Below are 26,030 nucleotides of genomic sequence, written 5' to 3'. Positions count from 1 at the left end.
GCGAATCCGCTGCATGGGGTAGCGAATGAACAGGTATGGACATGCAAAATAAGGCAAGAGTTCCCGCGCTGCGCTGATCACCTGAATTGTCAGGGGCTTACATTTCCAGCAGGCGCCGTTGCCGTTCTTTTTCTTCCAGGATGGCAGATTCGATTTCTTCCAGCACAGCACCGACATCGACCGGGCGCTTGTCGATGGCAATCTTGCCGGTCAATACGGTTTCCGGTGTCAGCAAGCCTGCGACATACAACTTCCAGATTTCCTTGCCGTACTGGGTATCCAGCAATTCAGGGGCAAACTGACCAAAATAAGTCGCCAGATTGCGTACATCGCGTTCCAGCAAAACGGCCGCTTCGGTATTGCTGGCTGCGTCAATCGCCTGCGGCAGGTCGATAATCACCGGGCCTTCGGCATCGACCAGAATATTGAATTCAGACAGATCACCGTGTATCACGCCGGCGCACAGCATCAGAACTACCTGATGCAATAACTGGGCGTGATAATCCAGCGCCATCACTGGTGACAGTTCTATGTCATTCAGGCGCGGTGCGGCATTGCCATCAGCATCGGTGACCAGGTCCATCAGCAGTACGCCTTCAAAACAGATGTAAGGCCGTGGCACTTTGACACCAGCTGCAGCCAGTTTGTACAGAGCATCCACTTCGGCGTTCTGCCAGACTTCTTCCTGCATCTTGCGGCCATAGCGTGTACCTTTTTCCATGGCGCGCGCCTGCCGGCTGTTTTTGACCTTACGTCCTTCCTGATACGAAGCAGCGTTCTTGAAACTGCGCTGGCTGGCTTCTTTATAGACCTTGGCACAACGGATTTCTTCGCCACAGCGCACTACATACACGGTCGCTTCTTTGCCGCTCATGAGCTGGCGCATGACTTCATCCAGCAAACCCTCTTCCTGCAAGGGCAGCAGTCGTTTTGGTGTTTTCATTCGTGGCTGCTGCTCAGGCCTTGCGCGGCTTGCCGCCGGTTTTCACTAGTTTGACCGGTGCATGGCCGCGTGATTTGTTACGCAGTTCGTAAATAGCCTTGGCATCCAGTTCTGCTCTTTCTTGCGTACGCATGGCGGGAATATCGTCATGCAGGGTAAAAAAGTCGGCAGCCTGGGCGCGCATCACGTGTTTGATGGCTTCATCGTCGCTGAGATCAAATCGTTCTGTCATTAAAGTGGTGACTTCATCCAGATATTCTTCATAGGTCATCATTGTATTTTTTCCTGTCTGTTATGAAGTGCTTGGCGCTGATGCATCAAATGGATATAAAAATAGCCATAAAGATACATAAGCTGTGCCAACTACACAATCATTGCTTTTGGCACAAGTGTATTTGGGCTGTGCCGACTACTGCTTTATCAATAAAGTCTGCACAAAGGTGAAGTATTGTACACGTGCTGTCTGCTCACAACGGTAAGCTGTGAAATCTCGGCTACAATGCCGCCTTCCAGGAAATATCCCACAAGAGTTATTGCATGAGCATAGTCATCCATGAGGCGCTGCGCGCCTATATCGATCCCCTGACCGAACACGAATTCGCCGCGCTGGAGCGCAGCATCCTCACAGAAGGTTGCCGCGATGCACTGGTATGCTGGGGTGACATCCTGATCGATGGGCATAATCGCTACGCCATCTGCCAGCGCCATGATCTGCCCTACAAAACAGTACAGAATGACAATTTTAGCAACATTGAAGACGTGCAACTGTGGATGATAGACAATCACCTTGGACGTCGCAGTGTGTCTGACTTCCAGCGCGGCATGCTGGCGTTACGCAAGAAAGAAATCGTCACCAGCCGCATGAAGGCCCAGGAAGAACAACCCGCACCAGATACGCCGGAAAGCGAAGTTGCCGTTCCCGTCATCAAACCCACCCAAAGCCGCCAGGAAATCGCCAGGCTTGCCGGCATCAGCAGCAATGCCGTGGTACAGATAGAAAAAATACAAAAGGCAGCAGCACCAGAACTGGTACAGGCGGTACGCGATGGCACCATTTCCATCAGCGCTGCTGCGGCCATCGCTTCCCTGCCCAGTGACGAGCAAGTCGCAGCGGTAGCGGGTGGCCGCAAGGAATTGCAGCAGGCAGCTCGTCAGATTCGCGAAAAAGCACGCGAGCACAAAGCACCACCCAAAGTCAGCGAAGCGGCTGCCGAAGTCACGGCAGAGCATCAGACTACAAGGGTGCAGACCCAGGATGAAGTCAACACCCTGCGCCAGCAAGTACAAAACCTGCAAATGGAAAACAGTGAATTGCAACGCCAGATCGCTGCCCTGAAAGAGCAACTGGCGGCCTGATTATCCGTATTGCCAACAAGTAGCAACCGCACAAATCCGTGGATAGGAAAATGGCAAAAAAGCGTGCAAGTTTGTCCAGCCTGTTTTTGAACAAGCCATCCGGTGCCGAGCTGGAGCATATGCGTCGCCTGGAAGCCTTGCAACAAGCGCATCAGGGCCGGGCTTTTTATGTCGATGACGACAATCTGCGCATGATGTACCTGAACCCCAAATGCATGCAAAGCGTCATGAAGCTGGATGCGCCGGATGAACTGGTCTGTGCCTATTCGCGTGCCGTCATGGGCTTTTTGCTGTTTCACCCCAGGCCTTCGCATATCCTGCTGATAGGCTTGGGCGGCGGTTCCCTCGTCAAATACTGTTATCGCCATCTGCCTGATTGCCGCATCACCGTGCTGGAAATCAATGCTGACGTAATCGCCATGCGTGAGCAATTCATGCTACCAGCAGATGATGAACGCCTGCGCATCATCCATTGTGATGCCATCAGCCATTTGCAGGAACATGCCTGTACCGCCGATGTCATCCTGCTGGATGCCTACGACGAAGACGGTCTGGTAGCGGCACTCAACACAGCAGAATTTTATGCCACCTGCCAGCATCAGTTGACTGTCAGCGGCGTGCTGGTCGCCAATGTCTGGGGCAAGCCCAGCGCACTGGCTGGTATGCTGAGTCGCCTGCGCCATGTATTTGATCGTCAGGTCTGGTGGAGCCGTTCTGAAGATAGCTACAACCTCATTGTCTTTGCAACAAAGGACAAGAATCCATCCAGGCCAGCAAACACAGGCCAGCACCCCACGTTGCAACTGGAACAACTGACAACCCGCCTGCTCAGCATTGATCCCGATGTCTCATTTGAACAGCCAGAAGAAGAATTACAGGCTCTCAAGCACAGCCTGGCCAGCATCATGGTAGCGGATGACAAAGTTCCCCAGACCTATGCCGACTGGAAAAAACTGGTCACACACCAGCAGTTGTAAGTTAATCGTGGCTGATCCGACTACATTACAGTTAGTCATAAGGAACAACCATGAAACCTCTATTCCTCATCATCCTGCTTGCCTGTGCTGCCAGCAGCCCACTACAGGCAGCCGATATCTGCAGCAAAACCAGCCCCGGTCACACGACGGCTTTGCTGGAACTGTATACCTCCGAAGGCTGCGACAGTTGCCCGCCAGCCGACAAAACCATCAGCCGCCTGTATCAAAGCACAGGCCTCAACAGTGATCAGGTGATACCTGTGTCCCTGCATGTGGATTATTGGGATTATCTGGGCTGGAAAGATATCTTTGCCAAACAGCTTTTCACCGAGAGGCAACATAGTCTGGCAGACCTGGCAGGCAGTCGTTCGGTGTACACACCTGAAATCTTTTTGGCAGGCAAGGAAATGCTCAACTGGCGCAATGGCCTGACTGACGACATCAAGCGTATCAATCAAAAACCGGCGACGGCCAGCCTGCGCCTTGCTATAGAAAAACTGGCCGACAATAAGCTATATGTCAATCTGCAAGGCAATAGTATGCAGGACGCCCGCCTGTACTTCAGCCTGGTAGAACAGGGCCTGGTCAGCAAAATACAGGCAGGTGAAAACCGTGGTGCCACCTTACAGCATGACTATGTCGCCCGGGAATGGGGAGAAGCCTACAGGCTAAGCGCAGGCAAGGCCGCAAGCTATTCAGCCCAACTGGGCATACCTGCCAGCGCCAAACGCAAGAACCTGTCGCTACTGGCATTTGCGCAAGACAGGCAAGGCAATATCCTGCAGGCAGTCAGTCTGCCACTGTGTGAAAGCCTGCAATAGTTTTAAAACTGCTTCACACCGTTTTATGAGGGCTTGGCGACAAATTTGACGGCCTTGGTCTTAGTTTTAACGCAAGTACAAGACAGATAGTTTAGACTTTCTGCATGCACTGTTGTAACCAACCATCTTGCCAGGAGCCAGCCAAATGAATCTGCTAGTCGCTTTTTTACACCACCTTGCTGCATTCACCCTGGTCAGTTCACTGGTTGCGGAAATGGTGCTGATACGCCAGCCTTTAAGCCTGTCAACCGCCAAAAGCCTGCGTACCCTCGATAGCATCTATGGTGTAAGCGCCATGCTCATCGTGGTCATGGGCATATTGCGCGTTATCTACTTTGAAAAAGGTGCTGTCTATTATTTGCACAATCACGCCTTCATGCTGAAGATGACTGCTTTTATCATCGTTGGCCTGCTGTCTGTCTATCCAACCGTGATCTTCCTGCGCTGGGGCCAGGCACTGAAACAAAATCAGTTACCGCTGCTGAGTCTCGCCCAGGCCAGAAATATACGGAGGGTTTTGCATCTGGAACTGGCCGGTGTCGTCATCATTATTCTGGGTGCGGTGCTGATGGCGAAAGGTGCCGGTTTTACTGGCTAACAGACCCCAAACCACATTTATGGAAGAAAAGTTGTATAAACGACTGACTTCTGGCAAGCTTTCCCAAAAGAGACATGGCCTCCAACAATTGCATGTCGTCAAAAACAGGATGATGCCACCCTGGCTGGCATCGCAGCTTTTCAGGAATTCGCCATGTACGATGAAAATGACTTCTCTGCCGTATCCAAGTTCTTGAAACTGGGCATCAAAATCACGTTTAAAAACCCCATGGGTCAAAACCCTTCGTTTCAAAGCAGTTTTCCAACGCCCAAGGGCACCACCGTTACTCTCGATGAAAAAAGCCTGTATGACGTCGAGCGTAAATTACGCAGCTTGATAGGCAGTGATGTACCGGTCAGGACCAAGGCCGCCCCGTTTGTCTACCTGGGTACAAATTTTCGTGGTTTGCTGTACTGCACCAAAGGTTCCAACGAATACATCGTGCAGGAAACCCACGACCTGTTCGGCACCGAATCCAAGCGTATCGTACGCACCGCCGAACATTTCATTCAATTGCTAAGCTAAAACGACAGCCACAACACCATTGCCGGAAGCGGCAATGGTAAAGCCGACAGCCAGCCAGTTCTGCCCGGCAAAACGACCCTCCAGCGCCAATTACCGACGATTTGCGTCATTCGCCGACACAGGCGCGACAAACGCGCTGGGCTTGGGTATCTTGACTTCACCGGACAAAAACCGGCAGATTTCAAGGACATTTGCTCCAGCATCCACCAGAACATCTGTCTTCAATGCCAGCATGCTTGCGCCCTTGAGCGACCAGCAAGATTCGGCAGGTCCGCAACAGTTAAAGAAAGGAAATCGTATGACAAGTGAAAGAGATAATCAAAGCCTCAGCAAGGGTAATTTCTTCTTTGGGCTGACACTGATCGTTGCCGGTTGCGTGTTCCTGATGGATCATATGGACATGCTCAATGCCATGGACTACTGGTTCCTGTTACCCGCCATGATCGCCGTCAGCGGCCTGGTCGATATCATCAGCCCCGGCAAACCCCAGCACATCGCCAAAGGTTGCTTCAACCTGGTATTTGCATTCTGGCTGTATGTATCGATAGAACACATGTGGGGCTGGAGTTTTCGTACCAGTTGGCCATTGTTGCTGATAGCTTTTGGGTTACAGCATTTCGTTGGCGGCTTGCTGGCTGCACGTAAATAAAAAGACATTTCAACTAAGGACTATCATCATGAACAACAATAACGGGCAAGGCCGCATCCTGGTAGGTGCCATGCTGCTGCTATTTGGCACGCTGGCCTTACTGGATAATCTGGATATTTTCAGCACCCGCGACATTTTCCACTTCTGGCCCATGGTGTTCATCATCGTCGGTGTGCTGAAAATTTCAAAAAGCGATAGTACTACCGGGTATATTATCGGCGGCGGCTTCATCGTTCTGGGTACCATGCTGACCTTGCAATATATGGGCATCATCCACTTCCGCATGCGCGACCTGTGGCCGGTTTTCCTGATTTTCGCTGGCCTGATGGTGATCTTCAAAGGCAAACTGGGTGATAAGAATAACTATCTGAATGGACAGACAAATCAGGATTCAGTATGCAATATCGTTGCCGTCATGAGCGGCAACAAGTTGCAAAACAGCTCGCAAGATTTCAAGGGAGGCGAAATCAATGCCGTCATGGGCGGTGTGGAGCTCGATTTGCGCCAGGCATCCATACAGTCAGAAGCAACGCTGAATGTTTTCGCCATGTGGGGCGGGATAGAGTTGAAAATACCGAATGACTGGACAGTAATCAGCCATGGCTCTCCGATACTGGGTGGCTTTGACGATAAAACCGTGCCACCTATGCTGAATACAAAAAAATTGTATATCAAGGGCTACGCCGTCATGGGTGGCGTAGAAATCAAAAACTGAAGCGCCTGGACTTGCATGCATCCCATATTGTCAGATTTCCGTCGCTTCCTGCTGTATATCGTCGCCTGTCTGCTGATGGGTGCCGGTATCGCCAGATTGCTGGTGGTGGCGGGACTGACGACAATGTCTTACGCACTGCTGCTGTCCCTGCCCCTGGTCCTGCTCGGTGGTTTTCTTGCTTCATCCGCCTATTTTGTCTGCCGTTCGCTGCCCATCGCACACAGAAGAATGGCCACAGCCGTGCTGGTCTTTGGCAGTGCCTCACTCATCTCCGGCCTGATCTGGCTGGGCATCTGCCACGGCTGGAATAAGGTATTGATGTTCCTGATGGAAGACGGAATTGCGCTACAGATCACATCACACCTGTCGGTACTGTTTTTCCTGGCGGGTTTTGCCTTGTATCTGCTGGCCTTGCTGGCCTTTGATCTGTATATCGCCTTTGACAATATGCGCGAAGCCGAACGGCGAGAAGCTGCATCACGCCTGCTGGCAAGGGATGCCGAACTACAGGTCCTGCGCTCGCAGATTGATCCGCATTTTCTGTTCAACAGTCTCAATTCCATCAGCGCCCTGACAGCGATAGACCCCGCTGGCGCGCGCGGCATGACGATAGCGCTGGCTGATTTTTTTCGCCAGACCCTGTCGGTTGCCGAAAAAGAAAAAATCAGCCTGAATGATGAACTGCGGCTGTGTGAAAATTTTTTGGCAGTGGAAAAAATCCGCTTCGGTAAAAAACTGGGGAGCACATTCAATGTCAGCCCGGATGCAGGACAGGCCCTGATACCGCCCATGATTTTGCAACCGTTGCTGGAAAACGCCATCAAGCATGGCATACGCAATCTGCCACAAGGCGGCGTCATCACCGTTACCGTCTTCAGACGTGACCAGTGGCTGCATATCTCGGTACAAAATCCGGTTGGCAGCGCAGGCAGCAACAGTACTGGCAATGGTCTGGGCCTGCACAATTTGCGCCAGCGTTTTGCAGCCATCTATGCAGAACAAGCACGTGTCACCTGGCAGAAAACAGAAAATGAATTCTTACTTGAAATGGCTTTACCATATGAACAGGACAGACAGACATGAACAAGCGCTTACGGGCATTGATCGTTGATGACGAAGAACTGGCACGCCGGCTGTCAATCGAATACCTGCGTCCACATACCGACATAGAGATCGTTGGCGAATGCGAAACCGGGCTGGAGGCAGTAGACGCCATCAGCAGGCTGGACCCGGAACTGGTCTTGCTGGACATACAGATGCCGCAATTATCCGGTCTGGAAGTACTGGAAGTGACAGGCCGGCGCAGCGGTGTCATCTTCACCACGGCCTATGACCAGTATGCGCTGAAAGCCTTTGATTTACATGCGGTCGACTACCTGCTGAAACCATTTTCCCAGCAACGCTTTGACGAAGCACTGGCGAAGGCGCGCAAGTTGCTGGCACAGGAAAAAAGCACAGAAAAATCAGCCGATACGACGCAAGACGGAGGCGGGAACGCGGGTAAATTAGACCGACTGGTAGCACAACAAGGCAATCAACTACAGCGCCTGCTGATACGTGACCGTGGCCAGGTACATCATGTACCACTGGACAGCATAGAATATGTTGAGGCGCAGGATGATTACATCACCATCCACGCAGCGCAAAAGTCCTATATGAAAACCCAGAGCCTGTCAGAACTGGAAGCGCAACTGGATGCCAGCAAATTCGTGCGTATACATCGCTCGTTTTTATTGCATATCACCGCGCTCAAAAACATAGAGCGGGTCAGCAAAGACAGCCACATCGCAATACTCAAATCCGGCGTGCAGATTCCCGTCAGCCGCGCTGGCCATGAGCGTATCAGGGCCTGTCTGGATAATCAGGCTTAGCCATCGCTTAACTGTCACTTAGTCATAACTTCGCCACCAACAGATTTTCAGTTGATCGCCTTCAGAACCAGGGCCAGTTCTGTCCTGGTAGCCTGCATCAGTTCATCAATATTGTCCGGATTGATTTCGAGGAATTTAAAGCTGCCCGGCACCTTGCTCCAATCCAGTTCGGCAATCGTCTCGTTGACGAAATGGGCATCCAGAAAATCTGCCACGGCCACCACATCGATCAAACCCAGCTTATGCATGGGGCCAGGATTATGATCGCGATGATCCATGACGGCGATGCGTATATCGTCAGAGATTTCCCAGTCTTCCAGTATCGCCGAGCCTATGCTGGCATGCCAGTGATCAATCAAATCCCACAGTGACTGTTCGGACGTGAACAGATTCTGGTAATGGTTGGCACGGTTCAGTATGTAAAATTTGCCTATATCGTGCAGCAGACCGGCCAGCATGGCCTTGTCTGCGCTCAGACGGGTATGGGTCTTGGCAATCACCATGGCCAGGGCAGCCACCCGCAGGCTGCGCCGCCACAAGCCATCCATCTGGGCAGACAGGCTACCGTTGTACTTGTTTTCTGCCAATTGCTTCATGCCGACAGAGATGGCGATATTGCGCACGGCAGCAAAACCCAGCAGTACTGTCGCCCCGCGCAAATCCGTAATCTTCTTACCCTGTGGATTGAACGAGGCAGAATTGCTGAGATGCAGCACCTTGGCCGACAGTACCGGCTCGGTACCAATGATACGGGCTACCATATCGGTGGAAATGTCCGCCTGGCCCAGGGCCTTGCGGATTTTCATGGTCGCACCCAGCGAAGTGGGAAATACCAGCTTTTTCGCTGATAGCTCAGCGGTAAAAGCTTCTAGGAAAGCGAATTCGGTATTTTTTTGGTCTGTCATGATGGCAATAAATATGCTGACGATTTTTTATTGTACCTTGGGAAATCATTTTCATGTAGACAGGGCCGGCACCGTTGACATGAATTACCCATTGTCACCGCTTACCTCGCTTAATCCCCCGCTTATTCCCCACTTATTCCTCCGCTTATTCCTCCGCTTATTCCCCCGCTTAATCCCCGATTCCGGCATTTCGTCGCATGTGGGCTGCATTGCTCGTTATGGCAGCGTATTCTCTGTCTGTCCACACGCTTACCAGAGACGAGCAAACACCATGAAATTTACCGATACCGATCAGTTGATCACTTTCCTGCGCCAAAGCGCACACGAGTTTTATTATCTTTGTCGCAAAGCATTTGCCGCCCTAATGGGGCTGCCGTTGCCACACCTGCTGCTGATCTGTGTGGCGATCGCGCTTGCGCTGACCATACTGCCACTGGCACTGAGTCTTTTTATTGCCTTCCTGATCTTCAAAGTGCTTATCGTCCTGCTGGCAGTCAGCCTGAAAAAGAATCGCCAGCAGTCAAAACAGCTACAGCAGGAACCTTAATTTATAAAGAGGTGGCTGCCCTTGCAGCCTGCTCATACAAACCGGACAGGACACGTAAAAACCGTGCCAGTTCGCTCAGTTCAAAACTTTCCGTGCCATCACCGGTCAGCGCTGATACCAGCACCTGTTCGCGTACGGCGTAATAGCGCTGGCAGACATCGCGGCCCGCTTCATTGGTGGAATACAGGATTTCCTTGCCACGTTTTTCTGTCTGTACCAGCGACAGGGCCTGCAATTTCTTCAGGGAATAATTGACGATGTGGGTATCTTCAATATTGAGAATGAAGGCAATATCCGCCAGCTTCTTTTCGCGTGCGCGGTGGTTGATATGATGCAATACCAGTACATCGGTAATCGTCATGTCTTTCATGCCGACGGCAGCCATGCACCTGACGGCCCAGCGATTAAAGGCATTACCGGCAATGATCATGCCAAATTCAAATTCACTCAGTTCTGCACTGCGCCCCTCCGCCAGATGCGAGGAAGAAACAATCGGCACCCTGGGTGATGCAGGTGAACTCAGGCTGGTCTTTTTTGCAGGCTTGGTAGTGGACATAGTGACTCTTTAAAAGATAAATTGAAATATGTAAGCAGATGACGAGATTTCATCCTTTAATTCTAGCTTTTTTGAGAAAAATAGCATCTATTTTCTATCAATTTATCAATAAATAATCAGTAATTCGTCTTTTTACACACCTGTTAGTTATCAAGTCCGATCAAGCCTGATCAAGTTTGGCCAAAATCAGGATATCGCCAGCACAGGTACAGGCCGCGCCAACACCGGCACGGCTTGCCGGAATTTTTCCAGTTTGAATACCGCCACGGTATGCACCAGTATTTCTGCTTCTTCCTGCATGCTTTTGGCAGCGGCGGCGGCTTCTTCCACCAGTGCGGCATTTTGCTGCGTCATCTCATCCATCATGCTGATGGCATGGTTGACCTGCAAAATGCCGGTGTTCTGTTCCCGGCTGGCCGAGCTGATTTCGCTGATGATATTGGCCACATGCTGCACAGAGGCGACGATATCCTGCATGGTGGCGCTGGCCTCAAGCACCAGTTTACCACCGGCATCGACCTGACCGACGGAATCAGCGATCAGGGCCTTGATTTCTTTTGCAGCACTGGCTGATCTTTGTGACAGATTGCGCACTTCCGCTGCCACGACGGCAAAACCACGACCATTTTCCCCTGCGCGCGCCGCTTCGACCGCCGCATTCAGTGCCAGGATATTGGTTTGAAATGCAATGCCGTCAATCACACCAATGATGTCAACGATCTTGTTGGAACTGGATTTGATCGCCCCCATAGTCTGTTCAACCTGCTGTATCACCTTGCCACCCTTGCCTGCATGCTGGAAAGCCTTGTCGGCCAGTTGATGCGCCTGGGCAGCATTTTCTGCATTCTGCCCTACAGTAGCGGTAAGCTGTTCCATCGAGGCGGCGGTTTCCTGCAAGCCCGACGCCTGTTGCTCAGTACGGTTGGATAAATCCAGATTGCCATTCGCTATTTCACGCGAAGCAGTACCAATTTTTTCCGAGCTTTGTCTGACCTGTCCTACGGTACTGATCAGGCTTTGACTCATTTGATTCAGCGACGCCAGCAGCTTGCCGGTTTCGTCATTGTTTCTGACTTCTATTTCTGCCCGTAAATCACCACCGGCGACCGATTCAGCCACCAGGATCGCGGCATTCAGTGAAGAGGTAATCGTCCGCGTGGTAATGACGGCAATCAATATCGCCACCACCCCGGCGATCGCCAGCAAGATGATCATCAGCACCTGTGCTGCGCCAGATATGCTTGCAGCATCACTGCCACTACGTTCCATCAATCCGGCTTGCCAGGCCACCAGTTGGTCCAGTGCGGCAAAATATTGATCCTGCAAGGGAGCAATTTCAGGCAAGACCAGATCCTTGGCCTGCTCCACTTCATTGTCTGCAACCAGCTTTAAGAATTTGTCCAGCACGGGTTGATAACGCTGCTTGGCAGCCAGCACTGCCTGCAAGCGTTTTTTCTCTTCGTCAGAACTGGCCAGCTTGCCAAACTTTGCCAGATCAAGATCAATCTGCCTCGCAGCCTTGTCTATGGCGGCTTGTTCCAGCTTTCTCTCGTCCAGGGTAGACAGCAGCAAAAGACTTCTCAGACTGCGGGCGATGTGATCAAGATCAGATTTGATGCGGTTGGCAACCGCCGTTTTTGGATAAACTTCCTTGACCACCAGATTCACGCCCTGGTTGACACGTCCCAACTGCGTGAAACCAGTCACCGTCAGGGTCAGCATCAACAAAATTACAAAACCAAAACCCAGGCCCAGTCTATGACCTATCTTCCAATTTTTGATGTATTTGTTCAGCATGGCGAATCCTCAAAGATGTAATCAAAAACAAAAACGCAGGTCGTCACCAGAATCGCAGGCAAAGGGGCGCCCTGGCAAGTAAGAGACTTGCCCCTTGGTTTGCTCGCGATTGTTTAAGCGATGTCAGACGCCCAGATAGGCTTTCTTGACATCCTCATTGTTCAGCAGTTCCTGCCCCGTTCCCTGCATGACGATGCACCCCGTCTGTATCACATAGCCATGATGGGCAATCGCCAGCGCCTTGTGCAGGTTTTGCTCCACCAGCAGGATGGACATACCCTGTTCATTGATCAGTTGTATGGTGTCGAGCACCTTGGTGACAAACTTGGGAGCGATTCCCCAGGAAGGTTCATCCAGCAACAGCAATTTGGGTTTTGCCATCAGGCCACGGCCAATCGCCAGCATCTGTTGTTCACCACCACTCATGGTGCCAGCCAGTTGGTAGCGCCTCTCCTTGAGGATGGGGAACAGGCTGTACATGGTGTCTATGGATTCGGCCACTTCATCAGCGTCACGACGGGTATAGGCCCCCAGTTGCAGATTTCTTTCTACCGTCAGGCGCGCGAAGATACGTCGGCCTTCCGGCACCAGTGACAGGCCCAGGCCCACGCGCTTGCTGGCCGGTATTTTTTCCAGTGGCTTGCCATCGAATATGATCTGGCCCGCATCGGCTGTGTTCAGCCCGGCGATGGCACGCAAAGTGGTGGACTTGCCATTACCGTTACCGCCGACCAGGGCAACGATCTTGCCCTTTTCGACATCAATATCGACCTTGGACAAGGCCAGCACACCGTCATAACTGACTCTCAGATTTCTTACTTGCAGCATCATTCATCTCCCAGATAAGCGGCGATCACTTTGGGATCGTTCGATACTTGTTCAGGACTGCCTTCCGCGATCTTCTTGCCGTAATCGAGCACGACGATGGCATCGGCAATCGGCATGATGCCCTCCAGCACGTGTTCAACTATCAGGCAGGAAATACCTTCTTCACGGATTTTCAGGACCACATCCACCGTCTCTTTGACTTCAGTCGGGTTCAGGCCAGCCATCACTTCATCCATCAGCAACAGGCGTGGCCTGACTGCCAGTGCGCGGGCAACCGCCAGGCGGCGCTGCTCACTGATAGTCATGCTGCCTGCCGGTTTGTCTTTAAACTGCCCCAGATTCACAAAGCTCAGTAATTTCGCGGCGCTTTGTCTGGCATCAGCCACATTCTTGTTGATCAGGAATGCGCCAACCATAACGTTCTCCAGAGCGGTCATGCTGGTGAAGGTCCTTGCCACCTGGAAGGTGCGGCCTATGCCTGCACGCGCACATTGCTCCGGGCTCATGCCGGATACCTTGATGTCATTCATCCAGATTTCACCGGTAGTCGGTGGTGCGTAACCGGCGATACAGTTAAACATGGTGGTCTTGCCAGCACCGTTGGGGCCTATCAGACCAACGATCTTGCCGGCACCGACTTCAAATGACACATCCTGATTGGCGGTAATACCGCCGAAGCGTTTGCTGACGCTTTCTACTCGCAATAAGCTCATGCTGCCTCCTTGCCGGCTTGTGTGCCTGTGGTGTCTTGTGCATCTTGCGCCTTCTGCGCCCTGACCGCTTTTCTGCGCGCAAAAAATTGCTTGATCCAGCCCATCACACCGGTCGGATAGTAGACCGCAATCACCACGATCAAAGCGGCATAAATCACCAGATCCGTACCACGGCCAGAACCACCAAACAGGGCACGCGTACCTTCTTCAATGAAAGTCAAGACACCTGCACCGATGACGGGGCCCAGCAAAGTGCCTACTCCGCCCAATATGGATACCAGGGCCATCTTGATCGACAGGCCGGTATGCAGGACCGAACCCGGATCGATATACAATTCCTTCTGTGCATACAGACTGCCACCGATGGCGGTAAAAAAACTGCTGACGGCAAAGGCAATCTGCTTGTAGCGGCTAAGGTTGATACCCAGGCTACGTGCAGCATCCGGCTCATCCTTGATGGCGCGGAAGTAATAACCAAGGTAACTGTGTTCTATCCAGTAATTCACTGCCAGCGTCAGCAACAAAAGACCGAGGGCGATGTAGTAATACGGTGCCTTGTCGGTAAATATCATATTGCTCCAGCCTTGCTGATCCATGGGCAGGGTCAGGCCGACGGCACCACCTGCATATTCCCAGTTGGTGAAAATGATCTGGATGATTTCAGCCACGGCGATAGTCGCCATGCCAAAGTAATGACCGTTAAGACGAAAGCATGACCAGCCTATGACCAGGCTAATCAGTGCTGCCAGTATGCCGCCACATAACATTGCCAGCCACGCGTTCATGCCCCATTGCGTCAGCAGCAGTGTTGAGGTGTAGGCGCCCAGTCCGTAAAAGGCGACGTGCCCTAGCGACACCTGACCGGCATAACCACCGACGATATTCCAGGCCACGCCCAGTTGCGCCGCCATCAAAATCAATATCGCCAGATTCTGATGCGACGGATCCTTGACCACGACGGGCACCAGCAAAGCACAAATTACACATAGCGATAACAGTATGTATTTAACCGAGGATTTTCCATGAGAATCTGGCGCCAGCAATTCATGCGCCGATGTCACGGTTTTTTCTTGTATGTTCATAGCTTCACCTTATTTTTCACCTTACTGCTTACCCATCAGTCCTTGCGGACGGAACATCAACACCGCCAGGAACAATCCAAGTACCAGTGCCAGCTTGTATTGCGGCCCAATCAAAAAGCCACCCATGACTTCAATGACACCGACAATAATCCCGGCAAACAATGCACCGATGACGCTGCCAAAGCCACCCAGATTCACCACCACAAAAGCAATCAGGATGAAGTTCGCCCCCACTTCAGGGAAGATGGGAAAGAAGGTCGACAGCAATGCCCCGGCCACGCCCGCACATGCAGCACCAATGCCCCAGGCCATGGCAAACATTTTCTGTGAATCGATGCCCATCAGTTGTGCTGCCTCTTTATCCGCAGCAGTCGCTTCCAGTGCTGCCCCGGCTCGGGTCTTGGTCAGGAACAGGTAAATACCCATCGTCACCAGAATTGCCCCGACACCTGCAGTCACCTGCGGCATACCGACCTGTATGCCGAATACCTGCACCGCACCGGATACGACAGAATGGTCTACTGTCCTGAAATCCGGCTTCCAGAAAAACTGGGCCAGACCACGGAACAGCATCATCAGGCCGAAGGTTGTAAAAATCTGCGACAGCATCGGCGCATTGGTTATTTTTCTGATGATCAGCTTGTACAGGATCACGCCAAGCGCAAACAGAAACAATGCGGTCAATGGCAGGGTAAACATGGGGTCCAGTGCAAACAGCGAGTACATCCAGAAACTGGAGTACATGCCAAACATCAGAAACTCACCATGCGAAAAATTGACGATATCCATGACGCCAAAGATCAACGTCAAACCAATCGCGACCAGCGCATAGATCAATCCGATCAAGATCCCTGACGCCAGGGTCTGAATAATAATTTCAAGGGACATATTTCTCCTCGCACTTCCTATTATGTATAGCTATGTAAAACCGACGTCAGGTATCGCCAGGTATTTTTTACTGAATATCTTTGCTCTTGCCCGGCCAGAAGGCCGGGAAAACATGCTTCTTTTTTGCTGTGCTTGTTACTTGCGTTGATCCCACTTTGGCATAGGCCAAACGACATCTTTGGTCGCCAGGTCGAAAGGCCAGACCGTGTTGTATTTGCCGTCGATGATCTGTACCAGAATGCCGGAACCCAGGACGTTCTGACCGTTTTCATCAAACTTCACACCCTTCCATGGCATGATCAGTTTGTTGGCTGGAATATTGGTTTCCGTCAGGGCTTTGCGAATTGCTTCTGGCTCGGTAGAACCGGCACGGTTAATCGCATCCACCAGTGTCATCAGACCAGTAAAGGTACGGGAAGAATTGCCGGTAAAGTCGATCTTGTATTTACTGTTGAACAAATCATTGACCTGCTTGATCAGCGGATTGTTCTTCGCCAGATCTGGCGACCAGACTTCGCGGGTGATGACATAATCAGCATCCTTGCCCAGGGTGCGACGGAATTCTGTATCGGTAAAACCGGCATTGTTGGCCAGGATCATGTCAGGTGAAAAACCCAGTTCCTTATAGGTTTTCATCGCCATGATGGCGTCACCCAGATAGGAAGACTGCATCACCACTTGCGGGCTGGCTGATTTCAATTGCTGCACTTCGGAAGTCAGCTGTGTGCTTTTCGCCGGATAGACTATGGTCTTCACCAGGTTATAGCCTTTTTCTGCTGCCAGCTTGGTTTCCAGCTTGGTGGTTTCATTGCCCCACAGGGTATTTTCATTGAAGGTTGCCAGTTGCTTGACCTTGATACCTTTTTTGGCTTCCAGCTCCTTGAAGAAGTCAAAGAAATTATGCACGAACAAATCATCATGGGCCGTGGTACGAAAGAACCATTTGAAGCCGCGCTGTGTCAACGTGGAAGAAGATGATTCCGGATTGACATAAGGAATCTTGTATTTTTCAGCCACCTGGCTGGAGGTAGCCGTCACATTACTGAAGTAGGCACCGACAATGGCAACCACTTTTTCCTGGGTGATCAATCGTTCGGTTTCAGTCGCACCAATTTGCGGGTTGCCCTGATGATCAGCAAATACCAGCTTGATCTTGGCACCTTTCAGGTTTGGCAAACCACCGCCGGCAGAAAATGGCAGATTGGGAACGCTTTTTGCGCCATTGTTGACGATGTCCGCGGCCAGTTCCAGCGCGTTTTTCATTTCACTGCCTGACGATGCCGCAGCACCGGACAATGGATAAATGACGCCTATCTTGATCTCTTGCTGCGCATAGGCGGAGTAGCAAAAGCTCAATCCCAGACTGGCCAGAAGACCGGCGCGGGCAATTCTCTTGATGGTATTTGTAAACATTATTAAACGCTCCAATTTAATTAAATGTAAGCCCTCTGCTACCTTGATGAGAGCCGTTTCCTATGCTGCAACTCCTGTCCTTGCCTGCATTGGTCCGCATTTACCGGACCTGCCAGCCAAAGATTTACTTCATCGACCTTTCGGTCGTGTATTTCAATAAAATCGATACTTCTTCACTGCTTGCTGTTTTCAGCCATTCCCTGACAAACTGCTCACCCAGTCTGTCCAGGTTATTTCTTAATAGCGCGTCGACACGGTCGACCTTAACCTTGTTGTTGCGCAACTGGTTTTCAAAACCGGCATCACTGTCCCTGCTCATATCCCAGCCACGTTTTTCGGCATGCTGGGCCGCATCCATGATTTTCTTTTGCGTATCCGCGTCAAATCGGGCAAATACCTTTTGACTGATGAAGACCATGTTCTTTGGTATCCATGCATTGGCCCGGTAGTAATACTGCATCTTGCTCCAGGCCCTGGTTTCCACCCCGGTCCAGCTTGAGGTAATCATCAGGTCCAGCTTGTCACTGGCAATCGCCTTTTCCAGATCAATCACCTGCACCGGCACGGCTGTCGCCAGGGCCAATTCGGCGATTCTTTCGCTGGCAGGGTTATAACTGCGCATGCGCATACCCTTGAAATCTGCCAGTGAACTCAAGGGCTTTTTTGAATATAGATTCTGTGGTGGCCACGGCACCGTGTAAAGCAACTTCAAACCACGCTTGTTGAGCGCCTTTTCCACTTCAGGTTTTGACGCCATCCACAGGTTATAAGCATCTTCATAACCCCTGACGGTAAAAGGTAGAGAATCCACACCAAATACCGGTATATCTTTTGCCAGGCTGGACATGATGACTTCCCCTGCCTCGGCTTTGTCGCTGATGACACCGGCAAAAATTTCTGCTGGCTTCAACAAGGTGCCAGCAGCAAAGATACTCATCTTCACTCTTCCCCCGGTGCTTGCCATGACGTCTTTGGCAAATTGCAGCAGATTCAAAGTCTGAAAATTATCGGCAGCATAAGCAGTGGCGAAACGTACCTCTGTCTCTTCTGCCTGACAGGGCAAGGCCATCATCAATATGGTTACTGATACGGTTACTGATACTACGACGGATAGCCCTGCAAACCCTTTGATACCTGATCGAAAGCGGGCATATGACGAGGACAAGATCAACTTATATTGCTTTAAGTCAGACATCATTTACCCTTTCGATGTTTTATATCGTAAACGTTTTATCGATAAAACGTCAATAAAATATATTACATTTAATCTCAATAAACACTACAATATCATTAAAGGAAAAATCCACAAGATGTTTATAAAGTTTTTTTCCTACTCTGAATCTGTTTTAAAAAACTGCACCACGCTGTGGCGGAGATGCACAAGAACAGTGATGTTTTTTGTTTTTTTAGTACTGGAAATCCATTCCACTTGCTGCCTTCGTGCAACAGTTAAATATGGGAACTGTCTGATTTTTGACACAAGGACTGTTGCCCTGGATGTGGATGGCGGATCAAACCGAGATTAGACTTTGCCGGTGGACGGCAACATCTCTTTATGAAAGGTGGTTGCAAAATGAACGAACAGAAACAAGCGCACGAAGATCTGCCTGAAGATCAACGCTGGCAATTCTGGATAGATCGCGGTGGTACGTTTACCGATATCGTGGCGCGCCGTCCGGATGGAAAACTACTGACACATAAATTACTGTCAGAAAACCCGGAGCAATATAAAGACGCTGCCGTCGCTGGTATACAGGGTCTGCTCGGTTTAAGTTCAGAACAGAATATTTCACCCGCACTGGTCTCTGCCGTAAAGATGGGAACTACGGTTGCCACCAATGCCTTGCTGGAACGCAAGGGCGACCCGACTGCACTGATAATAACCAAAGGTTTTCGTGACGCCTTGCGCATCGCCTACCAGAACCGGCCGCGCCTGTTTGACCGCCATATCGTATTGCCAGAACTGTTGTATGGAAAAGTGGTGGAAGTCGATGAGCGCATCGATGCCCAGGGCAATGTGTTGCAGGCATTGGATGAAGATGCCGTCAAAACAGAACTGGCTGTCTTATATAAGGACGGTTATCGCGCACTGGCGATTGTGCTCATGCATGGCTATCGCCATACCCAGCATGAAGATCGCATAGGCAGGCTGGCAACGGAAGCTGGTTTCACACAGATTTCCATTTCCAACAAAGTCAGCCCGATGATGAAGCTGATCTCGCGTGGCGATACCACGGTGGTGGATGCCTATCTGTCGCCCATATTGCGACGCTATGTCGATCAGGTTGCCAGCAAGATGGATGGCGTGCGTCTGTTCTTCATGCAAAGCAATGGTGGCCTGACAGATGCCCATCGTTTCCAGGGCAAGGACTCCATTCTGTCCGGTCCGGCCGGTGGCATCGTTGGCATGGTACGCACGGCGCAGACTGCCGGCTTTGATAAAATCATTGGCTTTGACATGGGCGGCACATCGACGGATGTATCCCATTACGCTGGTGAATTTGAACGTGAATTTGAAACCCAGGTTGCCGGTGTCAGAATGCGGGCACCAATGATGAGCATCCATACGGTCGCCGCCGGTGGTGGTTCCATCCTGCATTTTGATGGTACCCGCTATCGCGTTGGCCCTGACAGTGCCGGTGCCAATCCTGGCCCCACCAGCTATCGGCGTGGCGGCCAGCTGGCCGTGACCGATTGCAATGTCATGCTGGGGAAAATCCAGCCAGCTTATTTCCCCAAGGTGTTTGGCCCGAAAGCCGACCAGTCGCTGGACCGCGACGCCGTGGTGGAAAAATTTACTGCCATGGCTGCAGAAATAGAAAAAGCTACCGGCATACGCAAATCACCAGAAGAAGTAGCCGAAGGCTTTATTGAAATTGCCGTAGGCAATATGGCCAATGCCATCAAATTCATCTCGGTACAGCGCGGCCATGATGTGACTGACTATACTCTGACCACTTTCGGTGGTGCCGGTGGTCAGCATGCCTGCCTGGTGGCGGATGCGCTGGGCATGACAAAAGTATTTGCTCATCCATTCTCTGGCGTGCTGTCCGCATATGGCATGGGCCTGGCAGACCAGACTGCGATGCGCGAGCAGGCCATGGAATTGCCGCTGGCACCAACGTCTCTCCCCGCACTGGAAAAACACCTGGCCCGCCTGTCTGCTTCGGCAAAAAATGATTTGCTTGAGCAAGGCGTGTTAATAGAAAACCTCAGTGTCAAACAGCGCGTGCATTTGCGCTATGAAGGTACAGATTCTGTCATCGTGGTTGGCATGCAGGATATTGCCGGCATGATTTACCAGTTTGAATCTGCCTACAAGAAACGCTATTCCTTCCTGATGCCGAACAAGCAGTTGGTGATAGAAGCAATTTCGGTAGAAGCCATAGGCAATTCGGGTGAAGGTAATGAAAGCGTCGACTATCTGCCCCCGCGGGAAAATAATCAGACGCTGAAACCGGTAGAAATCGTCCAGCTTTTTTCTGGTGGAAAATGGCACGACACCGGTCTTTATGCACGGGAAGACATGCGCCCGGGTGATCACATCAGGGGTCCGGCCATCATTGCCGAGAAAAATGCCACCAATATCATAGAACCAGGCTGGGGGGCCGAAGTCACGGCCCTGGATCACCTGGTATTCACGCGTCTGGAAGCACGTCCGAAACGCCAGGCCATAGGCACCAAAGCAGATCCGGTGATGCTGGAGGTATTCAATAACCTGTTCATGAGTATCGCCGAGCAAATGGGCCTGCGCCTGCAAAATACTGCCTTCTCGGTCAATATCAAGGAACGCCTGGATTTTTCTTGCGCACTATTTGATGCCGAAGGCAACCTGATTGCGAATGCGCCGCATATTCCTGTGCATCTGGGTTCCATGGGCGACAGCATCAAGACCATCATCCGCGCCAATGCCGGCAGCATGAAGCCGGGTGATGTGTATATGCTCAACGACCCGTATAACGGCGGCACGCACTTGCCTGACGTTACGGTTATCACCCCGGCCTTCAATGCCGCGGGCACCGAAGTTCTGTTCTATGTGGGCTCACGCGGCCACCATGCCGACATAGGCGGCATCACACCAGGCTCAATGCCGGCAGACAGCACAGTGGTGGAAGAAGAAGGGGTACTGATCAATAATTTCAAACTGGTCAGTGCTGGCAAGTTCCTGGAGAAAGAAACCATCGCCCTGCTCTCTTCAGGTAAATACCCATGCCGCAATATCCATCAAAACCTGGCCGACTTCCAGGCTCAGATTGCCGCCAACCAGAAAGGCGTCGATGAGTTGCTGAAAATGGTGCAGCACTATGGACTGGATGTGGTGCAGGCCTATATGAGCCATGTGCAGGACAATGCAGAAGAAGCGGTCAGGCGTGTCATCACGGCCCTGCAAGACAGCCATTATGAATACAGGCTCGACAACGGTGCCATCATCAAGGTTGCCATCCGGGTTGATCATGCTTCACGTTCTGCCGAAGTGGATTTTACCGGTACGTCGCCACAACTGAATAATAACTTCAATGCACCCAGCGCGATTTGCATGGCTGCAGTGTTGTATGTATTCCGTACATTGATCGATGACGATATCCCACTCAATGCCGGTTGCCTGAAACCGCTGAAAGTCATCATCCCGGAAGGTTCGATGCTTAATCCGCGCTACCCTGCTGCGGTGGTATCCGGCAATGTGGAAACTTCAAGTTGTATTACCAATGCACTGTATGGTGCGCTGGGTGTGGTCGCATCATCCCCGGGTACCATGAACAATTTCACCTTCGGCAATGATGATTATCAATACTATGAAACCATCTCTGGCGGCTCAGGCGCAGGCGAAGGTTTCAACGGTACGGATGTCGTACAGACACATATGACGAATTCACGTCTTACCGATCCGGAAATTCTGGAATGGCGTTATCCGGTCAGGCTGGAAAGCTATGAAATCAAGCCTGATTCAGGTGGCACGGGTCGCTGGCATGGTGGTAATGGTGGCGTCAGAAAGATACGCTTCCTGGAAAACATGACTGCTTCCATCCTGTCGAATAATCGCGTGTATGCACCATTTGGCACAGCTGGCGGTGCCGACGGTGCCTGCGGTAAAAACTATGTCATCAGAAATAATGGCAAGACTGAGGAACTGGGATTTGTCGCCAGTACCGACATGCAGGCAGGCGATATCTTCGTGATTGAAACACCAGGTGGAGGTGGCTACGGTAAAGCATGATGTGCATGGCCCGACGCATTGCAAGCAGCACTATCAACTAGCTTTGCAGTAACTGAACGCGCCTGAAGAATGGCCGGTGATGAAGTCATCACCGGCCATTTTTATTTTCATCACCTGCGACAAAATAATTACCCTCCGTCGCCAGCATACGGATATTCCATAAATATTTCCCCAAGTTCAATTTCAACTTTTTAACAACGTTTCATCTATTTTTTATCAACGTTTTATAAATAATATATATGTAAACATCTTATTTTTCATCGATAATAAATTACCGACTGCGATGACAGGAAATCCGGTCGGTAAGCACGTGTATCACCATTAGTACCCTCAGTACACATATCGCCCTTGTTGTTGGCATTGCCGGTATAGCTTGAACACCGCAGCACAGATGTCGCATTCATACGATGGGGCATCCCGGCAACAGGCGATTCTTTTGGCAGCGAAATTATTTCCTTACCTATTTTTTGAGAGAATCAAATGAAAAAGACGTTTCTTGCACTTGCCTTACTTGGCGTTATTGGCACTTTTGCCGGCTCTGCATCGGCCCAGTCTTCCGTTACCATTTACGGTATCGTGGATACCGGCATTGCCATAGAAAACGGCGGCAGCGCCGGTTCTGTCAGCAAGCTGACCAGCGGTATTGGTTCGGGTTCGCGTCTGGGTTTCAAGGGCACTGAAGACCTGGGTGGTGGTCTGTCTGCTTTCTTCTTGCTGGAAAGCGGCATCAACGTCGATACCGGTTCATCAGGCCAGGGTGGCTTGATGTTTGGTCGCCAGGCCTACCTCGGTATCAAGGGGGATTTTGGTACCTTGACTGCAGGTCGTCAGTACACGCCAGAATACCTGACACTGGCTTTTGCTGATCCCTTCGGTACCGGCTTTGCTGGCGATGCTGCCAATATCATGCCTAACTCCGGCACCGGTGCCAGCCGTATGGACAACACCTTGAAATACGTCACGCCTTCTTTTGATGGTCTGACTGGTGAACTGGCCTACGGCTTTGGCGAAACCGCGGGCGATACCTCTGCCAGTCGTCAGTTGGGTGCGGCAATTGCCTATACATCCGGCCCGTTTGCGGTACGTCTGGGCTACCACAACCGCAACAATGACACGGCAACACTTAAAAATACGGAAGATGGCAAAACCACCCTGCTGGCTGCCACCTATGATTTTGGTGTGGCCAAAGCGCATCTGGCCTACGGTGTTAACAAGGGCCTGAACAGCTCGCCACTGCGCAATACCGCCAACCCCTTCGGCAGCCTGGTGGCACCAACAGCATCAACAGATTCCACTGACTTTTTGGTGGGCGTGACAGTGCCATTCGGCAGCAACAAGATACTGGCTTCCTATATCCGCAAAGACGACAAGACAGTAAAAAACCAGGATGCCAGCCAGTTGGCTGTGGCCTACCTGTACTCTCTGTCCAAGCGCACTGATCTGTATGCGGCTTACGCCAAAATAGATAACAAGAATGGTGCCGGCTATACCGTAGGTAGTGCCATTGAAGCCGGTTCTGGTGATAAGGCCCTGCATCTGGGCATACGCCACAGTTTCTAAAAACCTGTTTACGATCTTACTGCGCGGGCGCAATCGGAGTCTGCGCGGGGCTCATGTGCTGCTCAAAATGCTCATGTACCAAAGTACATTCCGCTTTTTGCGCTGCGCTTGGTTACCCTTACCCCGCTGACGCTCGCTACAGATCGTAAACAAGTTTTAAAAAGAACGTCAGGCAGTGAAGTGCGTTCAGCAAAATTTCACAAGGACGTTTGTGGCGATGCGCTTCACGTTACCGATCCACGTATAAAAAGTGAGTGGACCGGTGACACGTATAATCTTTTACAACAAGCGTCCAGGCAGCAAATACAAGAAGCTTGTTGTATTACCGAAGCAACTTAGCGGTAAGTATTGATCGTGTCGCGGGTTTCCAGCGCGACCCGGCGAATCGCAGCGACATTGCTTTCACCTGCCTGCAGTGCCGGATACAAAATGGCGCGTGAAGAATTGATCATCATGCCAGTGCCGTTTGCTGTCTTGCCAGCCTGCACCGTCGCAGCAATATCTCCTCCCTGTGCACCAATGCCTGGCACCAGCAAGGGCATATCCCCCGTCAGGGCACGCACCTGCGCCAGTTCATTCGGGAAAGTCGCGCCGACCACCAGGGCACACTGACCATTGGTATTCCATTTATCGGCTACCAGTTGCGCCACGTGCTGGTACAAAGGCTTGCCGCCGACATCCAGAAATTGCAGATCAGAGCCACCGGCATTCGATGTACGGCAAAGTATGATGACGCCCCGGTCTTGCCATTCGAGATACGGCGCAACGGAGTCAAAACCCATGTAAGGGTTGACGGTCACGGCATCGGCTGCATAACGTTCAAATGCTTCACGTGCATACTGACCGGCAGTGGCACCGATATCACCACGCTTGGCATCCAGAATCACAGGGATATGCGGATACGCCGTCTTGATATAACGGCAAATTGCTTCCAGTTGATCTTCTGCACGCAGGGCGGCAAAATAGGCAATCTGTGGCTTGAATGAACATGCCAGGTCTGCCGTCGCATCAATCACGGTTTTGCAAAATGTAAATATGGCATCCGGTTTGCCTGCCAGCTCTACCGGAAAGCGACTGACATCCGGGTCCAGCCCCACGCACAGCAGGGAATTGTTTGCCGTCCAGGCGGCAGAAAGTTTCTCGATAAAGCTCACATTATCCTCATACGGTAGACGGTGGCAAAGCCACGCATGACGACCGACATTATACCTTGCCGCCCCTGACCAATCTCAAACCAGGCCCGTCCCGGCGAACAAACATCTTGCAGCAAGTTTGCTACAGCTTGAAGAAACTGTTTATCATGACTGACAAAGACTTTTTTGCCGCCCCACGGCTACCCTATCACCACGAGTGCCATGATGAAAAAACCTGCTGATCCCCCCATCAACATGCTGGCACTGGAAAACCAATTCTGCTTTGCCCTGTATTCTTCATCCCTGGCCCTGACGAAGGCGTATAAGCCCCTGCTGGAGGAACTCGGACTTACCTATCCGCAATATCTGGTCATGCTGGTTTTATGGGAGCAGGACAAGGTACTGGTCAAGGAGATCGGCAACGCCCTGTTCCTGGATTCCGGCACTCTGACCCCCTTGCTGAAACGCCTGGAAGCAAATGGTTTGTTGCAGCGCCAGCGTGATGACGCAGATGAGCGCCAGGTCAGAATTACACTGACAACAGCTGGCAGGGAGTTGAGGAAGGCGGCCATGGACATCCCGCAAAAAATCCTCTGTGCCAGCGGACAAAGCAAGGAAACCCTGATAGACCTGCGCACCAGCCTGGGCGCTTTGAGGACAGAGTTGCTCAATACCTGAAGCATCTTGGAACCTGTTTGCGATCTGTAGCGAATGTGCGCAATCAGAGTTCACGCAGGGTTCATGTGCTGATCAAAATGCGCACGTACCAGAGTACATTCCACTTTTGCGCTGCGCTTAGTTGTCATGAATATTACCCCCACCCCGCTGAAGCACGCACGCTCGCTACAGATCGTAGGCAGGTTCTCAGGTCATGAGATGCACTCAACAAGGATTTTTTCTATTGATTTTGTAACAAGCCCTTGAATAAACACATATGC

The 26,030-nt window shown here is 51.4% G+C and carries 25 protein-coding genes; 13 read left to right on the top strand and 12 right to left on the bottom strand.

What is annotated here, in order from left to right; translation table 11 throughout:
* Positions 1 to 97 precede the first annotated feature (97 nt).
* Together H8L32_RS17515 and H8L32_RS17510 are read right to left on the bottom strand one after the other, a co-directional pair.
* Positions 98 to 943 carry a PA4780 family RIO1-like protein kinase gene (locus tag H8L32_RS17515; RefSeq protein WP_186948556.1) on the bottom strand — a complete coding sequence of 282 codons (846 nt, stop codon included), beginning with the start codon at positions 941 to 943 and terminating at the stop codon, positions 98 to 100.
* 13 nt (positions 944 to 956) lie between these two features.
* On the bottom strand, positions 957 to 1,214 hold the full coding sequence (locus tag H8L32_RS17510; RefSeq protein WP_186948717.1) for a hypothetical protein: 258 nt from the start codon (positions 1,212 to 1,214) through the stop codon (positions 957 to 959).
* 266 nt (positions 1,215 to 1,480) lie between these two features.
* Between H8L32_RS17510 and H8L32_RS17505 the strand changes: the two genes are divergently transcribed.
* The 9 genes from H8L32_RS17505 to H8L32_RS17465 all read left to right on the top strand — a co-directional run bounded on the left by H8L32_RS17505 (position 1,481) and on the right by H8L32_RS17465 (position 8,455).
* Positions 1,481 to 2,299 (top strand): ParB N-terminal domain-containing protein, encoded by an 819-nt coding sequence (locus H8L32_RS17505; protein ID WP_186948555.1) that lies wholly within the window; start codon positions 1,481 to 1,483, stop codon positions 2,297 to 2,299.
* 50 nt (positions 2,300 to 2,349) lie between these two features.
* Entirely contained in the window at positions 2,350 to 3,276 is a 927-nt protein-coding gene (locus tag H8L32_RS17500) for a fused MFS/spermidine synthase (protein ID WP_230412284.1), read from the top strand.
* 50 nt (positions 3,277 to 3,326) lie between these two features.
* Complete coding sequence (locus H8L32_RS17495) at positions 3,327 to 4,097, top strand: DUF1223 domain-containing protein (RefSeq protein WP_186948554.1); 771 nt, start codon at positions 3,327 to 3,329, stop codon at positions 4,095 to 4,097.
* A 145-nt stretch (positions 4,098 to 4,242) separates the two neighbouring features.
* Complete coding sequence (locus H8L32_RS17490) at positions 4,243 to 4,695, top strand: DUF2214 family protein (protein ID WP_186948553.1); 453 nt, start codon at positions 4,243 to 4,245, stop codon at positions 4,693 to 4,695.
* A 153-nt stretch (positions 4,696 to 4,848) separates the two neighbouring features.
* A complete protein-coding gene (locus tag H8L32_RS17485) occupies positions 4,849 to 5,220 on the top strand; it encodes a hypothetical protein (protein ID WP_186948552.1) in 372 nt (123 codons plus the stop codon).
* Positions 5,221 to 5,254: 34 nt separating this feature from the next.
* Complete coding sequence (locus H8L32_RS17480) at positions 5,255 to 5,869, top strand: LiaF transmembrane domain-containing protein (protein ID WP_186948551.1); 615 nt, start codon at positions 5,255 to 5,257, stop codon at positions 5,867 to 5,869.
* Between the two features lie 28 nt (positions 5,870 to 5,897).
* Positions 5,898 to 6,584: a LiaI-LiaF-like domain-containing protein gene (locus tag H8L32_RS17475; RefSeq protein ID WP_186948550.1), complete on the top strand. Its 687-nt coding sequence runs from the start codon at positions 5,898 to 5,900 to the stop codon at positions 6,582 to 6,584.
* 15 nt (positions 6,585 to 6,599) lie between these two features.
* Positions 6,600 to 7,667, top strand: a complete 1,068-nt coding sequence (locus H8L32_RS17470; RefSeq protein ID WP_186948549.1) for a sensor histidine kinase — start codon at positions 6,600 to 6,602, stop codon at positions 7,665 to 7,667.
* On the top strand, positions 7,664 to 8,455 hold the full coding sequence (locus H8L32_RS17465; RefSeq protein WP_186948548.1) for a LytR/AlgR family response regulator transcription factor: 792 nt from the start codon (positions 7,664 to 7,666) through the stop codon (positions 8,453 to 8,455). Before H8L32_RS17470 ends, H8L32_RS17465 begins: the two co-directional genes overlap by 4 nt.
* A 47-nt stretch (positions 8,456 to 8,502) precedes the next feature.
* On the opposite strand, the gene H8L32_RS17460 is transcribed toward H8L32_RS17465, so the two are convergent.
* Complete coding sequence (locus tag H8L32_RS17460) at positions 8,503 to 9,360, bottom strand: HDOD domain-containing protein (RefSeq protein WP_186948547.1); 858 nt, start codon at positions 9,358 to 9,360, stop codon at positions 8,503 to 8,505.
* 271 nt (positions 9,361 to 9,631) lie between these two features.
* Between H8L32_RS17460 and H8L32_RS17455 the strand changes: the two genes are divergently transcribed.
* Positions 9,632 to 9,907, top strand: coding sequence for a hypothetical protein (locus H8L32_RS17455; RefSeq protein WP_186948546.1), 276 nt, complete (start codon positions 9,632 to 9,634; stop codon positions 9,905 to 9,907).
* 1 nt (position 9,908) lies between these two features.
* Here H8L32_RS17455 and H8L32_RS17450 read toward each other — a convergent pair whose 3' ends face one another.
* From H8L32_RS17450 to H8L32_RS17415, 8 genes are all read right to left on the bottom strand, one after another.
* Positions 9,909 to 10,463, bottom strand: a complete 555-nt coding sequence (locus H8L32_RS17450) for a winged helix DNA-binding protein (protein WP_186948545.1) — start codon at positions 10,461 to 10,463, stop codon at positions 9,909 to 9,911.
* Positions 10,464 to 10,649: 186 nt separating this feature from the next.
* Positions 10,650 to 12,260, bottom strand: a complete 1,611-nt coding sequence (locus tag H8L32_RS28190; RefSeq protein ID WP_186948544.1) for a methyl-accepting chemotaxis protein — start codon at positions 12,258 to 12,260, stop codon at positions 10,650 to 10,652.
* A gap of 123 nt (positions 12,261 to 12,383) precedes the next feature.
* Positions 12,384 to 13,088, bottom strand: coding sequence for an ABC transporter ATP-binding protein (locus H8L32_RS17440; protein ID WP_186948543.1), 705 nt, complete (start codon positions 13,086 to 13,088; stop codon positions 12,384 to 12,386).
* A complete protein-coding gene (locus H8L32_RS17435; RefSeq protein WP_186948542.1) occupies positions 13,088 to 13,801 on the bottom strand; it encodes an ABC transporter ATP-binding protein in 714 nt (237 codons plus the stop codon). The genes H8L32_RS17440 and H8L32_RS17435 overlap by 1 nt, the downstream gene beginning before the upstream one ends.
* Positions 13,798 to 14,883, bottom strand: a complete 1,086-nt coding sequence (locus H8L32_RS17430) for a branched-chain amino acid ABC transporter permease (protein ID WP_186948541.1) — start codon at positions 14,881 to 14,883, stop codon at positions 13,798 to 13,800. Before H8L32_RS17430 ends, H8L32_RS17435 begins: the two co-directional genes overlap by 4 nt.
* 21 nt (positions 14,884 to 14,904) lie before the next feature.
* Positions 14,905 to 15,771, bottom strand: coding sequence for a branched-chain amino acid ABC transporter permease (locus H8L32_RS17425; protein ID WP_186948540.1), 867 nt, complete (start codon positions 15,769 to 15,771; stop codon positions 14,905 to 14,907).
* 135 nt (positions 15,772 to 15,906) lie between these two features.
* Positions 15,907 to 17,184 (bottom strand): ABC transporter substrate-binding protein, encoded by a 1,278-nt coding sequence (locus tag H8L32_RS17420; protein ID WP_186948539.1) that lies wholly within the window; start codon positions 17,182 to 17,184, stop codon positions 15,907 to 15,909.
* A gap of 124 nt (positions 17,185 to 17,308) precedes the next feature.
* Positions 17,309 to 18,379 carry a TRAP transporter substrate-binding protein gene (locus H8L32_RS17415; RefSeq protein ID WP_186948538.1) on the bottom strand — a complete coding sequence of 357 codons (1,071 nt, stop codon included), beginning with the start codon at positions 18,377 to 18,379 and terminating at the stop codon, positions 17,309 to 17,311.
* Between the two features lie 378 nt (positions 18,380 to 18,757).
* On the opposite strand from H8L32_RS17415, the gene H8L32_RS17410 reads away from it, so the two are divergent.
* A complete protein-coding gene (locus H8L32_RS17410; RefSeq protein ID WP_186948537.1) occupies positions 18,758 to 22,399 on the top strand; it encodes a hydantoinase B/oxoprolinase family protein in 3,642 nt (1,213 codons plus the stop codon).
* Between the two features lie 480 nt (positions 22,400 to 22,879).
* On the top strand, positions 22,880 to 23,959 hold the full coding sequence (locus H8L32_RS17405; RefSeq protein WP_186948536.1) for a porin: 1,080 nt from the start codon (positions 22,880 to 22,882) through the stop codon (positions 23,957 to 23,959).
* A gap of 335 nt (positions 23,960 to 24,294) precedes the next feature.
* Here H8L32_RS17405 and pyrF read toward each other — a convergent pair whose 3' ends face one another.
* Positions 24,295 to 25,113, bottom strand: a complete 819-nt coding sequence (gene pyrF, locus H8L32_RS17400) for an orotidine-5'-phosphate decarboxylase (RefSeq protein WP_186948535.1) — start codon at positions 25,111 to 25,113, stop codon at positions 24,295 to 24,297.
* 204 nt (positions 25,114 to 25,317) lie between these two features.
* On the opposite strand from pyrF, the gene H8L32_RS17395 reads away from it, so the two are divergent.
* Positions 25,318 to 25,770 carry a MarR family winged helix-turn-helix transcriptional regulator gene (locus H8L32_RS17395; protein ID WP_186948534.1) on the top strand — a complete coding sequence of 151 codons (453 nt, stop codon included), beginning with the start codon at positions 25,318 to 25,320 and terminating at the stop codon, positions 25,768 to 25,770.
* Positions 25,771 to 26,030: the final 260 nt, after the last annotated feature.

It is taken from the genome of Undibacterium hunanense (genome assembly GCF_014284335.1).
Classification (GTDB): Bacteria; Pseudomonadota; Gammaproteobacteria; order Burkholderiales; family Burkholderiaceae_D; genus Undibacterium; species Undibacterium hunanense.
Note: the sequence above shows the minus strand (reverse complement) of the source record. Positions and strands in the feature narration are given on the sequence as shown.

What these genes read in the sequence shown, in the direction of transcription:
- H8L32_RS17500 (WP_230412284.1), top strand. Translation starts at nt 2,350, where the DNA reads ATGGCAAAAAAGCGTGCAAGTTTGTCCAGCCTGTTTTTGAACAAGCCA.
- H8L32_RS17405 (WP_186948536.1), top strand. Translation starts at nt 22,880, where the DNA reads ATGAAAAAGACGTTTCTTGCACTTGCCTTACTTGGCGTTATTGGCACT.
- H8L32_RS17495 (WP_186948554.1), top strand. Translation starts at nt 3,327, where the DNA reads ATGAAACCTCTATTCCTCATCATCCTGCTTGCCTGTGCTGCCAGCAGC.
- H8L32_RS17515 (WP_186948556.1), bottom strand. Translation starts at nt 943, where the DNA reads ATGAAAACACCAAAACGACTGCTGCCCTTGCAGGAAGAGGGTTTGCTG.
- H8L32_RS17450 (WP_186948545.1), bottom strand. Translation starts at nt 10,463, where the DNA reads ATGTCCACTACCAAGCCTGCAAAAAAGACCAGCCTGAGTTCACCTGCA.
- H8L32_RS28190 (WP_186948544.1), bottom strand. Translation starts at nt 12,260, where the DNA reads ATGCTGAACAAATACATCAAAAATTGGAAGATAGGTCATAGACTGGGC.
- H8L32_RS17460 (WP_186948547.1), bottom strand. Translation starts at nt 9,360, where the DNA reads ATGACAGACCAAAAAAATACCGAATTCGCTTTCCTAGAAGCTTTTACC.
- H8L32_RS17490 (WP_186948553.1), top strand. Translation starts at nt 4,243, where the DNA reads ATGAATCTGCTAGTCGCTTTTTTACACCACCTTGCTGCATTCACCCTG.
- H8L32_RS17435 (WP_186948542.1), bottom strand. Translation starts at nt 13,801, where the DNA reads ATGAGCTTATTGCGAGTAGAAAGCGTCAGCAAACGCTTCGGCGGTATT.
- H8L32_RS17465 (WP_186948548.1), top strand. Translation starts at nt 7,664, where the DNA reads ATGAACAAGCGCTTACGGGCATTGATCGTTGATGACGAAGAACTGGCA.
- H8L32_RS17505 (WP_186948555.1), top strand. Translation starts at nt 1,481, where the DNA reads ATGAGCATAGTCATCCATGAGGCGCTGCGCGCCTATATCGATCCCCTG.
- H8L32_RS17440 (WP_186948543.1), bottom strand. Translation starts at nt 13,088, where the DNA reads ATGCTGCAAGTAAGAAATCTGAGAGTCAGTTATGACGGTGTGCTGGCC.
- H8L32_RS17470 (WP_186948549.1), top strand. Translation starts at nt 6,600, where the DNA reads ATGCATCCCATATTGTCAGATTTCCGTCGCTTCCTGCTGTATATCGTC.
- H8L32_RS17485 (WP_186948552.1), top strand. Translation starts at nt 4,849, where the DNA reads ATGTACGATGAAAATGACTTCTCTGCCGTATCCAAGTTCTTGAAACTG.
- H8L32_RS17480 (WP_186948551.1), top strand. Translation starts at nt 5,255, where the DNA reads ATGGTAAAGCCGACAGCCAGCCAGTTCTGCCCGGCAAAACGACCCTCC.
- H8L32_RS17410 (WP_186948537.1), top strand. Translation starts at nt 18,758, where the DNA reads ATGAACGAACAGAAACAAGCGCACGAAGATCTGCCTGAAGATCAACGC.
- H8L32_RS17475 (WP_186948550.1), top strand. Translation starts at nt 5,898, where the DNA reads ATGAACAACAATAACGGGCAAGGCCGCATCCTGGTAGGTGCCATGCTG.
- H8L32_RS17510 (WP_186948717.1), bottom strand. Translation starts at nt 1,214, where the DNA reads ATGACCTATGAAGAATATCTGGATGAAGTCACCACTTTAATGACAGAA.
- H8L32_RS17430 (WP_186948541.1), bottom strand. Translation starts at nt 14,883, where the DNA reads ATGAACATACAAGAAAAAACCGTGACATCGGCGCATGAATTGCTGGCG.
- H8L32_RS17425 (WP_186948540.1), bottom strand. Translation starts at nt 15,771, where the DNA reads ATGTCCCTTGAAATTATTATTCAGACCCTGGCGTCAGGGATCTTGATC.
- H8L32_RS17395 (WP_186948534.1), top strand. Translation starts at nt 25,318, where the DNA reads ATGAAAAAACCTGCTGATCCCCCCATCAACATGCTGGCACTGGAAAAC.
- H8L32_RS17455 (WP_186948546.1), top strand. Translation starts at nt 9,632, where the DNA reads ATGAAATTTACCGATACCGATCAGTTGATCACTTTCCTGCGCCAAAGC.
- H8L32_RS17420 (WP_186948539.1), bottom strand. Translation starts at nt 17,184, where the DNA reads ATGTTTACAAATACCATCAAGAGAATTGCCCGCGCCGGTCTTCTGGCC.
- H8L32_RS17415 (WP_186948538.1), bottom strand. Translation starts at nt 18,379, where the DNA reads ATGTCTGACTTAAAGCAATATAAGTTGATCTTGTCCTCGTCATATGCC.